General features: G+C 37.9%; 14 protein-coding genes. 7 read left to right on the forward strand and 7 right to left on the reverse strand.

Features of this window, described 5'->3' with window-relative positions:
- Positions 1-12 precede the first annotated feature (12 nt).
- From ACN0TV_RS09450 to purN, 3 genes are all read right to left on the reverse strand, one after another.
- On the reverse strand, positions 13-564 hold the full coding sequence (locus ACN0TV_RS09450; protein ID WP_417362402.1) for an START domain-containing protein: 552 nt from the start codon (positions 562-564) through the stop codon (positions 13-15).
- A gap of 281 nt (positions 565-845) precedes the next feature.
- On the reverse strand, positions 846-1319 hold the full coding sequence (gene rnhA, locus ACN0TV_RS09455) for a ribonuclease HI (RefSeq protein ID WP_417362404.1): 474 nt from the start codon (positions 1317-1319) through the stop codon (positions 846-848).
- A complete protein-coding gene (purN, locus tag ACN0TV_RS09460; protein WP_417362406.1) occupies positions 1306-1875 on the reverse strand; it encodes a phosphoribosylglycinamide formyltransferase in 570 nt (189 codons plus the stop codon). The genes rnhA and purN overlap by 14 nt, the downstream gene beginning before the upstream one ends.
- Positions 1876-2054: 179 nt before the next feature.
- Here purN and ACN0TV_RS09465 point away from each other — a divergent pair, with 179 nt between their 5' ends.
- The 6 genes from ACN0TV_RS09465 to ACN0TV_RS09490 all read left to right on the forward strand — a co-directional run bounded on the left by ACN0TV_RS09465 (position 2055) and on the right by ACN0TV_RS09490 (position 7692).
- Positions 2055-2288 (forward strand): acyl carrier protein, encoded by a 234-nt coding sequence (locus ACN0TV_RS09465; RefSeq protein WP_008989958.1) that lies wholly within the window; start codon positions 2055-2057, stop codon positions 2286-2288.
- Between the two features lie 100 nt (positions 2289-2388).
- Positions 2389-3639 carry a beta-ketoacyl-ACP synthase II gene (gene fabF, locus ACN0TV_RS09470; RefSeq protein ID WP_417362690.1) on the forward strand — a complete coding sequence of 417 codons (1251 nt, stop codon included), beginning with the start codon at positions 2389-2391 and terminating at the stop codon, positions 3637-3639.
- A 15-nt stretch (positions 3640-3654) separates the two neighbouring features.
- Positions 3655-4395 carry a ribonuclease III gene (gene rnc / locus ACN0TV_RS09475; RefSeq protein ID WP_417362408.1) on the forward strand — a complete coding sequence of 247 codons (741 nt, stop codon included), beginning with the start codon at positions 3655-3657 and terminating at the stop codon, positions 4393-4395.
- 103 nt (positions 4396-4498) lie between these two features.
- Positions 4499-4978 carry an IPExxxVDY family protein gene (locus ACN0TV_RS09480; protein ID WP_417362410.1) on the forward strand — a complete coding sequence of 160 codons (480 nt, stop codon included), beginning with the start codon at positions 4499-4501 and terminating at the stop codon, positions 4976-4978.
- On the forward strand, positions 4971-6398 hold the full coding sequence (gene pyk, locus ACN0TV_RS09485; RefSeq protein ID WP_417362412.1) for a pyruvate kinase: 1428 nt from the start codon (positions 4971-4973) through the stop codon (positions 6396-6398). Before ACN0TV_RS09480 ends, pyk begins: the two co-directional genes overlap by 8 nt.
- Before the next feature lie 133 nt (positions 6399-6531).
- On the forward strand, positions 6532-7692 hold the full coding sequence (locus ACN0TV_RS09490) for a beta-ketoacyl synthase N-terminal-like domain-containing protein (protein ID WP_417362414.1): 1161 nt from the start codon (positions 6532-6534) through the stop codon (positions 7690-7692).
- A gap of 89 nt (positions 7693-7781) precedes the next feature.
- Here the strand turns inward: ACN0TV_RS09490 and tyrS are convergent, their stop codons facing one another.
- Positions 7782-9095, reverse strand: a complete 1314-nt coding sequence (gene tyrS / locus ACN0TV_RS09495) for a tyrosine--tRNA ligase (RefSeq protein ID WP_417362416.1) — start codon at positions 9093-9095, stop codon at positions 7782-7784.
- A gap of 134 nt (positions 9096-9229) precedes the next feature.
- On the opposite strand from tyrS, the gene ACN0TV_RS09500 reads away from it, so the two are divergent.
- Positions 9230-10225 (forward strand): NAD-dependent epimerase/dehydratase family protein, encoded by a 996-nt coding sequence (locus tag ACN0TV_RS09500; protein ID WP_417362418.1) that lies wholly within the window; start codon positions 9230-9232, stop codon positions 10223-10225.
- 8 nt (positions 10226-10233) lie between these two features.
- On the opposite strand, the gene ACN0TV_RS09505 is transcribed toward ACN0TV_RS09500, so the two are convergent.
- From ACN0TV_RS09505 to ACN0TV_RS09515, 3 genes are read right to left on the reverse strand one after another with little or no spacing between them, the layout of a single operon-like run.
- Entirely contained in the window at positions 10234-10662 is a 429-nt protein-coding gene (locus ACN0TV_RS09505) for a DUF4296 domain-containing protein (RefSeq protein ID WP_417362420.1), read from the reverse strand.
- Positions 10662-11996, reverse strand: coding sequence for a dihydroorotase (locus ACN0TV_RS09510; RefSeq protein WP_417362692.1), 1335 nt, complete (start codon positions 11994-11996; stop codon positions 10662-10664). Before ACN0TV_RS09510 ends, ACN0TV_RS09505 begins: the two co-directional genes overlap by 1 nt.
- A gap of 2 nt (positions 11997-11998) precedes the next feature.
- A complete protein-coding gene (locus ACN0TV_RS09515; protein ID WP_417362422.1) occupies positions 11999-12733 on the reverse strand; it encodes a polyprenol monophosphomannose synthase in 735 nt (244 codons plus the stop codon).
- Positions 12734-12760: the final 27 nt, after the last annotated feature.

Consider the following 12760-nt stretch of genomic DNA (forward strand, 5'->3'; position numbering starts at 1 on the left):
GCAAATATACATTTAGTTTTCCAGTATTTCTTTGAGATTTTCAAAAGAATGGTATGGAAAAGTCACCAAAATACTGTTCACAATCCATGCTGGTAAAACACCATTTGGGTCGCCATACATTTGTTGAATGATTAAGACTGAATCCTCATCTAATTCCTGAACCCGCCAATATCCTTTGAATAAATCCATCCGAATCACATTTTTTTCAACCTTATGAACCAAACTATCCTCCACACTAATATCGATCTGATAAGACTTATTGCTTAGCTTTTTAAGTTTAATCCTTGAGACATTGTCGCGATCGTTCAATGGCCAAGGAAAATCGTTTCGCATCCAAACAATAAACTCGTTGTCGGAGATTTTTTCTAATTGTTTACTCTCGGGGGTTTTATACGTCCAGTTATTTAGGCTATCTCCATTTGTGAGTACCGATATAGCCTCATCAACGGTAGTCTCAGCTATTAACACAGCTTTGTATTCATTGATTCTGGTAGAATCCAATTTACGGGTATACACTTGAATATCTCCATCATCCTTTTTTAGCTCCCATTGTTGTGAATACATAGCAAAAAGGGGGATATTCAAAATCAACAGCAACCATATTCTCATAATGTAGTATCCTACAAGCCTCTAGGAGCTGCTCTATCATTCACTCCTGAAAAACAGGCATTCCAAACGATGTCCATACAGTCCAATACGCTAATTACTAGGGTGCAGATTTACGAAAGTCTTATCAATTATACAAATTAATATCCTAGATTTGAGTTTGGTATGGCAGATCCTATGCTTAATCGTTTCGATTTATAAGGAACATCTTAATATGACGAGAACAACTTGGTTCTTTATTAATTCTTGGAAAATTCAAATCCGCGATCTATAGGTAAATTTTTTAGTTTAGATGATTCCACAGCTAAAAAATCACAGCGCTCATTTTGAGGATGATTATTATGACCCTTCACCCATTGTAGCACAACCTGGTGTTTTCTGTACTGCTCCAAAAACAACTTCCACAAATCGGGGTTTTTCTTATCCTTAAAACCAGTCTTCTCCCAATTAAACACCCATCGCTTTTCAACGGCATCCACTACATATTTTGAATCTGAAAAAATCTTAACCTTCAGACCCTCTTTTTTAAGCTTGCGTAAACCTTCAATTGCAGCCATCAGCTCCATACGGTTATTGGTTGTTTTTTGAAATCCTTGAGAAAACTCCTTTTTATACGGTTTTCCAACCCATTCCATTACAATGCCATAACCTCCTGGACCTGGATTACCTCTGGAGGATCCATCGGTATATATATAAACGTCAAATTTTTCCATTCAATAATTTTTCAATGACTTTAGGGAAGTGCTCGTATTCCAGAGCGTGCACTTTTTCAGCTATTTGTTCTGCACTATCGCTATCCAAAACAGCTGTTTTTGCTTGAAATATCATGTTACCTTTATCATAGTTTTCATTGACAAAATGAATACTAATTCCTGATTCCGCCTCGTTATTTTCTTTAACCGCCCTATGGACATTCATCCCAAACATACCTTTTCCTCCATACTTTGGCAACAAGGCAGGGTGAATATTTATAATTTTATTTTCAAAAGCATCTACCAAATCGGTAGGAACCTTCCATAAAAAACCAGCTAAAACTATTAAATCTGGATCCAAAGCCTTGAAAAGCTCGACGATTTGTCCTCCTAAAAGTGCCTTTTTGTTAAAATAATAAGCAGAAATTCCCAATTTTGAAGCTCTATCTAGCACCATTGCATCCTTTTTATTAGAAAAAATTGCCTTGACCTGAATATTTTTATTACTTTCAAAATGTCGAACGATATTTTCGGCGTTCGAACCCGAACCAGAAGCCATTATAATAATGCTTTTCATAGGTTGTAAAGATTTAATTTATAGGCAAAAAAAAGAATAATATTTAAGAAAGTGAAGCCAAAAATTAAATAGTTGAACGAAAAATTATTAACTTTAAAAGCACATTTTAGCTGCAAAACGTTTTTTTAAAGCAAAGTTTTATATTTTTGCCATCAATTAAATTTTAAAATAAAAAAATTATGTCAGACATTGCATCAAGAGTAAAAGCGATTATCGTAGACAAATTAGGTGTAGATGAAAACGAGGTAGTTCCAGAAGCAAGCTTCACTAACGATCTAGGCGCGGACTCATTAGACACTGTGGAATTGATAATGGAATTCGAAAAAGAATTTGATATCCAAATTCCAGATGATCAAGCTGAAAACATTGCTACTGTTGGTCAAGCAGTTAAGTACATTGAAGAAGCAAAATAAACGTTTTTAAGAAAGATAGACCAAGAATTTATTCATGCTCGAAAGGCGTGAATAAATTTTTTTGGTAGTTTATTAGTTGTCAGAATAAAAGATATTCATGATGAAATTAAAGCGAGTTGTAGTTACAGGACTGGGAGCACTTACGCCCATAGGAAATACCGTAGAAGAATACTGGAATGGCCTAGTAAATGGTGCGAGTGGAGCTGCTATGATCACCCATTTTGATCCCTCTAAATTTAAAACTCAATTCGCCTGTGAAGTGAAGAATTTCGATCCAACAGACTTTATTGATCGAAAAGAGGCACGTCGAATGGATCCATTTGCACAATATGCAATGGTAACAGCAGACGAGGCTCTTAAAGATTCAGGTCTAGATGTCGAAAAGGTTAATAAATTAAGAGTAGGAGTAATTTGGGGAGCTGGAATCGGGGGATTGAAAACCTTCCAAGAGGAAGTAACAAACTTCGCCCTTGGTGATGGAAGTCCTAGATTCAATCCTTTTTTTATTCCAAAGATGATCGCGGACATAGCACCAGGTCTTATTTCCATAAAACATGGTTTTATGGGACCAAACTATACCACAGTTTCTGCTTGTGCTTCTTCAGCCAATGCAATAATCGATGCTTTAAACAACATTCGATTAGGTAATGCTGATATAATTATCACAGGTGGATCGGAGGCAGCAGTCACCGAAGCGGGAATGGGAGGTTTCAATGCCATGCATGCTATGAGCACCCGAAATGATGATCCAAAAACAGCCTCTAGGCCATTTGATGCCAATAGAGATGGTTTTGTTTTAGGTGAAGGCTCAGGAGCTTTGGTATTAGAGGAGTATGAACATGCAGTTGCCCGAGGCGCTAAGATATATGCAGAAGTAATTGGAGGCGGATTGTCTTCAGATGCTTATCATATGACGGCTCCACACCCAGAAGGAATTGGAGTTGTAGCAGTGATGCAAAATTGTTTGCGCAATGCTGGACTGAAACCAGAGGATGTGGACGCGATTAACACACATGGTACTTCAACACCCCTAGGAGATGTTGCAGAACTAAAAGCTATTGGTAAAGTATTTGGCGATTGCGCCAAAGACATAAACATCAACTCTACCAAATCCATGACCGGTCACCTTTTAGGTGCGGCAGGTGCAGTAGAAGCCATCGCTTCTATACTTGCTATGGAAAATGGAATTGTCCCACCAACCATCAACCATTCAACAGTTGATGAGAACATTGATCCAGCACTTAACTTGACCTTAAACAAGGCTCAAAAGAGAACAGTTAACGTGGCTATGAGTAATACATTCGGGTTTGGAGGTCACAATGCCTGTGTGGTGTTTAAAAAGCTAGATTAGATTTAAACTAAGTGAATGAAGTTCATTCGAAAAATATTAAATTCCCGCTCTAAAGAAGACGGGGATTTTTTTTTAGAAATCTGGCAGATACTGGGATTTAAACCTAAAAATTTAGAGCTTTATCGTAAGGCTTTCACACATCGCTCAGTAAATTTAAAGGATCCAAAAGGATTGCCTTTAAATTATGAACGACTAGAATTTTTAGGTGACACAGTTCTAGGCTCTATTATTTCTCATTACTTATATGAACAGGTTCCAACAGGTGACGAAGGTTATCTCACTAAAATGAGATCTAAAATTGTCAGTAGGGAGCACTTAAATGAACTCGGAAGGGACTTGGAGTTGATCAAATTTGTCAACAGTAGAATCCCAAATGAACATTTTGGAGACAATATTCACGGTAATGTTTTCGAAGCCTTAATCGGCGCCATATTTTTAGACAAAGGATATTATTCGTGCGAACAATTCATACGCCAAAGACTCATAAAACCTTATGTAGATATCGAGAACCTAGAGGGTAAGATTATCAGTTATAAAAGTTTAATAATTGAGTGGTGTCAAAAAGAAAAAAAGGAATTTTTATTTGACACCTATGAGGATGATGGAAATGATGATTTAAAACATTTTGCAGTAAAATTGTACATCAATAAAAAATTGGTAGCTAAAGCTCGAGCAACTTCAAAGAAAAAAGCAGAGGAATCCGCCTCGAAAAGAGCCTATTATGCATTGCAAGATAAAATTGATGAACTACTATAATGTATACTACATCGTTTTCGTATTAAAATCAATAGAATCAGTCATCTAAAAGTTGCTAAGTCATAGTTATAATCATATATTTACATTCCTGTGTACATATGATATGGCAGTCTATAAACTATTAGATGAAGATTTTGAACACGCTTACACCTTGATCGCTATACACGCGTCTTTAGAGGATTACAGGGTAGCTTATTTAATGAATTCAGTTTTCAATTTAAGACTAAAGAGAATGGATAGCCAGGACGTGGTATCCTATAATTCAAGCGTAACTGCTTTTGAATGGTTTGATGAAATTAATCAAGTTTTCTGGGGATTGTTAAAAAACAAAACCATGGTGGAAACAGAAATATCAAGTTCTGGACTGTTCGAAAATAATGAGGCCATGCGTACTGAGTATGTAGTACCAGAATATAGTCGAGCTGATTATTTGTTAAAAATAGATGACCAGCAAGGTGGGTATAATGCCACAGAGGAAGTAGTGCGTGAGTTGAAAAAAATAACAGGTATTATAACTACCTATACGATTGATGTACAAGAATTAAAATCAAAAAATAATTTAATTTTTCTTACGAATGCCTAACAGGAAAAAGACAAAGATTGTTGCAACGCTCGGACCAGCAACAAGTACCAAAGAGGTCATAAAACAGATGATTGAAGCGGGCGTGAATGTATTTAGAATAAATTTTTCACACGCTGACTATGATGATGTAAAGGAGCGGATTCAAATGATCCGATCACTCAACAAAGAATTCAATTACAACACTGCAATTCTGGCTGACTTACAAGGACCTAAACTTCGTGTAGGGGTTATGAAGGAAGATGTTATTGTTAGCAATGGAGACGAGATTACCTTTGTCACCGGAGAACCTTTTGAGGGAGATCTTGAAAAAGTCTACATGAACTACAAAGAGTTTCCAAGAGATGTAAATCCAGGTGAGCGTATTTTACTAGATGATGGAAAGCTGATCTTTGAGGTCGTTTCTACAAATAAAAAAACAGAAGTTAAGGCGAAAGTACTTCAAGGAGGACCTTTGAAATCTAAAAAAGGTGTTAACCTTCCTAACACAAATATCTCTTTGCCTGCACTAACTAAAAAAGATATTGCTGATGCAATTTTTGCGATTGAGCAAGAAGTGGATTGGATGGCACTATCATTTGTTCGCCACAGCGAAGATTTGATGGATCTTCAAAATCTAATTGCCGAACATTCAAAATACAAAATTCCAATCGTTGCCAAAATTGAGAAACCAGAGGCGGTAGAAAATATCGACAAGATCGTTGCACACTGTGACGGGCTTATGGTAGCTCGTGGTGATTTGGGAGTTGAAATTCCAGCACAAGAGGTTCCACTTGTACAAAAGCAATTAGTACTTAGAGCTAAAAAAGCAAGAATTCCTGTTATTATTGCTACCCAGATGATGGAGACAATGATCTCGAGTTTGACTCCGACTAGAGCTGAAGTCAATGACGTGGCAAACTCTGTTATGGATGGTGCTGATGCAGTAATGCTTTCTGGTGAAACTTCTGTAGGCGCTTATCCGGTACAAGTTATTGAGAAGATGACGAGCATTATCAACAGTGTAGAGCACTCGCATCTCATTAAAGTTCCACAAGAACCGCCTCATATCAAAACCAAAAGATATATTACAAAATCTGTTTGTTTTCACGCAGCGACCATGGCCAATGAAATCAATGCGAAGGTAATTACAACACTAACCAATAGTGGGTATACAGCATTTCAAATTTCTGCATGGCGTCCAAAGGCACATATCTTAGTTTTCACCTCCAATGATAGAATAATGACACAGTTAAGTCTTCTCTGGGGTGTTAAAACATTTCATTACGATCGCTTTGTAAGTACCGATCAAACCATTGATGATGTTACTGAAATGGCTTGTGAAAAAGGATTCTTAGACAAAGGAGATATGATGATAAGCCTTGCAGCAATGCCAATACAACAAAAAGGAATGGTTAATACATTAAGGGTAACCGAAATCTAATCACAATCCTTGACAAATCAATAAAGACAAAAAACCTCTACAGCAATGATGAGGTTTTTTGTTTTAAACATCTTTTTGAATCACAGTTGCGTTTCAAAATTCTACTTTTGTCATTTGTAAACGAACTTTATCGATGAATACTAAAATAGCCATTAGCGCACTATCTTCACTCTCAGCCCTAGGGAATGACCCCGAGACCATCTGGAAGAATTACAATTCTGATGCACATTTTTTATCCATGGCCGACTATGGCAACTATCAAGCAATAACGGGCGCGCTGAGTGATCGAGAACTCAATAAAATACAAACGCTTAGGGAAGAAGACCTAAAATACAAGCCTCTTGACAATTCAGTATTGTACGCTATGCTAGTGGCACGTGATGCCTTAAAAGCGAGCGGATGGAATAAAGGGGATTTCTTTGGAGTGAACATCGGTTCATCCCGAGGTGCCACTGCCCTATTTGAAAAATATTACGATGAGTTCCTCAATCAAGGAAGCTCCTCAACCCTAGCCTCACCAACAACAACCTTAGGTAATATCTCTTCCTGGATCGCTCACGATCTACAGACGAAGGGCCCAGAGATATCCCATTCAATTACCTGCTCAACAGCCTTACATGCATTAGTAAACGGTGTTGCATGGATAAAAAGCGGGATGAGTGATAAATTTATGGTTGGTGGTAGTGAAGCAGCATTGACGCCATTTACAATTGCACAGATTAAGGCGTTAAAAATCTATGCAGAAACCAATGACACCTATCCTTGTAAAGCACTGGATCTGACTAAAAAAAGAAATACCATGGTGTTGGGAGAAGGTGCGGCGGTAGTTTGTTTGGAAGAAAACCCAAAAGTGACGCCTTTAGCTTTTATCAAGGGGGTCGGTTATGCTACTGAAATACTTAAACACAATATTTCTATCTCGGAGGAGGCAGACTGCTTCCAAGATTCGATGAAAATGGCGTTAAATGACCTAGACAAGTCAAGTGTGGATGTTATTGTAATGCATGCTCCGGGAACTATAAAAGGCGATCTGACTGAACTTAAAGCCATTAATAAAGTCTTTGGAGACCATGTTCCAGCCCTGACAACTAACAAATGGAAAATTGGTCACACCTTCGGCGCTTCAGGCGTACTAAGTTTAGAACTTGCACTGCTCATGTTAAAACACCAACAGTTCATTAAAGTACCTTATATTAAACACGATAAATTACCCAAGCGCATACAAAACGTAATGATCAATGCGGTTGGTTTCGGTGGTAATGCCGTAAGTATCCTAGTCGGTATCGAGGCTTAAAACCAGTAAATTCATTCCATGAGGAGAACTTCACTAAAAAAACAAAGGCTATCAAAATGATAGCCTTATAGGAGTTTTATGCTTAACTCTTAGATCGCTTTAATCAAGAAGTAATTCTTTTTCCCTCTTTGTAATAAAACAAAGGTATCGTTGATAAGATCTTTTTCAGTGATGCTATAGCTCTCTGTGACTTTATCCTTGTTAATAGAGATAGAATTTTCTTTTAATGCTCTTTTTGCTTCCCCGTTTGATTTTAGGAAGTTAGTGGCTGATGACAATGCTGCGACTATATCTAGTCCTTCAACAATCTCTGATCGCTTCAGCTCAGCCTGACTCACACCTTCAAAAACATCTAAAAAAGTCTTCTCATCCAGTTGTTTTAAATCTTCAGCACTACCACTAAATAAAATAGTTGATGCCTTGACCGCATTCTCATAATCTTCTAGGCTATGAACAAACACAGTAACTTCCTCCGCTAATTTCTTTTGGAGCAGTCTCATATGTGGAGCTTCTTTGTGCTCACCAATCAAACTATCAATTTCAGCCTTATCTAAGAATGTAAATATCTTGATGTACTTCTCCGCATCCTCATCTGAAGTGTTCAACCAAAATTGATAAAACTTATAAGGTGAGGTCTTGTCAGCATCTAACCAAACGTTTCCACCTTCAGACTTTCCAAATTTACTACCATCAGCTTTGGTAATTAACGGACAAGTCATCGCATAAGCCTTTGCTGGTTCTCCATCACCTTGAGTCACATTCATTCTACGAACTAGTTCTGTCCCTGTGGTGATATTACCCCATTGATCGCTGCCACCCATCTGAAGCAGACAACCGTATTCTTTATTCAAGTGGTAGAAATCATACCCTTGAATTAACTGATAGGTGAACTCTGTGAATGACATTCCAACCCCGGAATCTGAGCTGAATCGTTTTTTAACAGAATCCTTCGCCATCATATAGTTTACCGTAATTCTTTTACCGACATCTCTGGCAAAATCGATAAAGCTAAAATCCTTCATCCAATCATAGTTGTTCACTAGAATAGGAGCATTATCTTCTTTTGAATCAAAATCTAAGTATCTAGACAAAACGCCACGGATTCCAGCTACGTTCTTAGCTAATGTTTCTTCATCCAATAAATTACGTTCATCCGATTTCCCAGAAGGGTCACCAATCATCCCTGTAGCACCTCCAACAAGGGCAATAGGGCGATGTCCTGCCTTTTGTAAATGGACTAATAATATTATAGGCACCAAGCTCCCTATGTGTAATGAATCTGAGGTTGGATCAAATCCTATATAAGCCGTGGTCATTTCTTTATTTAGTTGCTCTTCAGTGCCAGGCATGATATCATGAACCATCCCTCTCCAAGTTAATTCTTCTACAAGATTTACTTTCATTTTAATCTACTTTTGCAGCCGCAAAGATACTATATGTTCCAAAGCGACAAAAGCTTTGTCATAGTGTTTTGTATAAGGATATTAATTTTCGCATCTTCGATAGCGATTTAAATAGATAATTGTAATTTAGTTCTATGATATTAATTAGCGGAGGTACTGGTTTAATTGGTGGGCACTTACTTCTCTTACTGGCGAAAGAAAAGGAGCCTGTACGAGCAATATATAGATCAAAAGACAAGTTGGTAAACGTCGAAGCTTTATTTGCAGCACACGGAAACTCTAACTTCGATAAAATCGAGTGGGTTAAAGCTGACCTTTTAGATGTCCCTTCTTTAGAAAAGGCATTCCAAGGAGTCACCAAAGTGTACCACTGCGCTGGTCTAATCTCATTTGATCCCAAAGCGTATAAGAAACTTCGAAAGGTCAATATTGACGGCACCGCTAATTTGGTCAATATATGTATTGCCTATAAGATACAGAAGCTTGCCTATATAAGTTCGATAGCTGTTTTTGGCGATAATGCCACTCATAAAGAAATCGATGAGAATTCCTACTGGAATCCTGAAGCAGAAAATGATGTATATGCCATTGCAAAATACGGTGCAGAAATGGAAGTCTGGAGAGCTACGCAAGAAGGTGTTCCAGTGGTTATTGTCAATCCAGGTATCGTTCTAGGAGAAGGTTTCGAGGACTCTCCAAGTAGCGCGATATTCAAGCACGTTGGTCAAGGAATCTCTTACTATCCTCCTGGAAGCAGTGGATTCGTCGATGTCAAAGATGTCGGCAGAGCTATTCACATTCTAATGGAATCGTCAATCTACAATGAGCGTTACATCCTAGTAGGGGAGCTCTTAAAATACAAGACATTACTTACTCTCATCGCTGAAGAATTGGGAAGTAACACCCCAACGCGAAAACTGCGCAAATGGCAACTTCAAATGCTGTGGCGCTTAGATGCTATTCGTTCTATTGTGTTTCGTCAAAACCGATTACTCAGCAGAAATTCGGCAGAATCTTTATGGAGTAGTTCTCAATATTCCAGTAAAAAAATAATCAAACAATTAGACTTTGAGTTCACGGATATTTCATCAACCATCAAACGAGTTTGCAAAACGATAAACCTAAAGTAGATAAAGGATTAAGATGTTTTGTTTGCCGGTTTTGTTGCGGGAGCCTTTTTTGCAGGTGCATTTTTGTTCCTTTTAAGCTCTTCCATTTTGGTTCTTCTGGCATCAATGGTGTCCTTTAGTCGCTGTAGTCGCTCCTCTACCTCAGTAAACATCTGGAGCTGAAGATTTGCATTGGACGTATAATAGATACTGCTCTTAGCCAATTGCGCACTATCAATACCATACTTTTCAAACAAAAATACATTAGGTTCTAAATCAATACTCTCCATTTTATCAGCTCCAGTGGATTTCAAGCTATTTAATATGGATATATCGTAATAGATGTCAACCATAACATCTTTGGGGATCAAATTATCTGGTTTTTCCACAACACTTCTAGCGCAAGCGATAACGCTCAGCAAGCCCAATGTTACTATGTAAATCTTAATATTGTTCATTACCTTTCAAAACTAAGTCTTTTTGCATTCCTAACCGTAGAAAAGTTTCCATTTTCATAGGCGAGGTGTCCATTCACAAAACAATGTGTAACTTTTGAACTGAATTGTATTCCTTCAAAAGGCGACCAGCCACATTTGTATGCTATATTATCCTTACTCACTATCCAACTTGAATCCGGATCTATTAAAACTAAATCTGCAAAATAGCCTTCACGTATAAAACCCCGCTTTTCAATATTAAATAGAACTGCTGGATTATGACACATCTTTTCAATAAGACGTGTAATGGAAATCTTTCCCTCTTTCTGTTTTTCCATGAGTGCAAGTAAACTATGTTGAACCAATGGTCCACCCGAAGGTGCATAAGTATAAACATTATTTTTTTCTTCAAGGGTATGTGGCGCGTGATCGGTTGCTAACACGTCAATTCGATCATCGTTAAGCGCATCCCATAATGCAGTTCTGTCTTGAGTAGTTTTCACCGCAGGATTCCACTTAATAAGACTACCTTTATCGCTGTAATCTTCATTGGAGAACCACAAATGATGGGTACACACCTCAGCAGTTATGCGTTTATCTTTTAATGGGATATCATTCCTAAAAAGCTCTGTTTCTCTAGCTGTAGACACATGAAACACATGCAATCTGGCATTGGTTTTTTTAGCCAAGGCGACAGCTTTGGACGAAGACACAAAACATGCTTCAGCACTCCGAATCAGTGGGTGTGAACTCATGGGAATATCATCACCATAACGCTCCTTGTACAATGCCATATTATCTTTGATAATTTGCTCATCTTCACAATGTGCGGAAATCACCATCTCCGTACTTCTAAAAATATTCTCCAGCACTTGTTGATCATCCACTAACATGTTCCCGGTCGATGACCCAAGGAACAACTTCACTCCTGCACAGGCTTTTTTATCAAGTCGCTTTAACTCTTCCAAATTATCATTGGTTCCGCCAAAATTAAAGGAGTAATTGGAAAAAGACGATGCATTAGCAATGGTCATTTTTTCTTCCAATGCCGCAATACTTACGGTTTGTGGATTTGTATTTGGTTGTTCGATATAGCTTGTAACTCCCCCAGCCAGTCCTGCCCTACTCTCGGTCGCTATCGTACCTTTATGCGTTAGTCCTGGTTCTCTAAAGTGCACCTGATCATCAATAACCCCTGGAATTAAATACTTCCCTTTGGCATCAACAACCTCAGCAGTAGCATCAGAAAGGTCTTTCCCAATGCTTCTAATTTGTTCACCTTCCAACAACACATCGCCCTTAATAAGTTCTCCCTCATTAACAATAGTGGCATTTTTTATAAGCGTCCTTTTCATCATTAAAAATATTTCTTATTCCACAAACTACGCCACTTAAGCTTCAACACCCCAAATATGGCTTCATTAATAATTTTACCGTTCATCTTAGACTTGCCTCGTGTACGATCCTGAAAAATAATTGGAACCTCCACAATGTTGAAGTTTTTCAGATGCGCTTTAAATTTCATTTCAATTTGAAAGGCATAGCCCACAAATTCAACAGCATCGAGATTTAATGAGGCGATTACTTTTCTGCTATAACACACAAAGCCCGCTGTAGGATCCTGAACACGCATTCCAGTAATTAACTTTACGTAGACCGATGCTCCATAAGAGAGTAACACACGACGTAAAGGCCAGTTTACAACATTCACCCCATTGATGTAACGAGAGCCCACAATAAGATCAGCATTTTGATTTAAAGCAGCATTGTACAAACGAATCAAATCTCTAGGATTATGTGAAAAATCAGCATCCATTTCAAAAATAAATTCATATGGTCTATCTAATGCCCATCTAAAGCCGTGAATATAGGCCGTACCTAGTCCTGATTTTTCTCTTCTAACCTCCAAATGTAAACGATTTGGGTATTGAGCCTGTAATTCACGCACCTTTTCAGCAGTTCCATCTGGTGAATTATCATCAACGACGAGAATATCAAAAGATTTTTTAAGTTCAAAAACTGCCGAAATAATTAGCCCTACATTCTCTATTTCATTGTAGGTTGGGATTATAACTATACTATCTGATTGCATGCTATCTTTCTTAATTGCACAAAAATA

It is taken from the genome of Galbibacter sp. (assembly GCF_048266365.1).
Classification (GTDB): domain Bacteria; phylum Bacteroidota; class Bacteroidia; order Flavobacteriales; family Flavobacteriaceae; genus Galbibacter.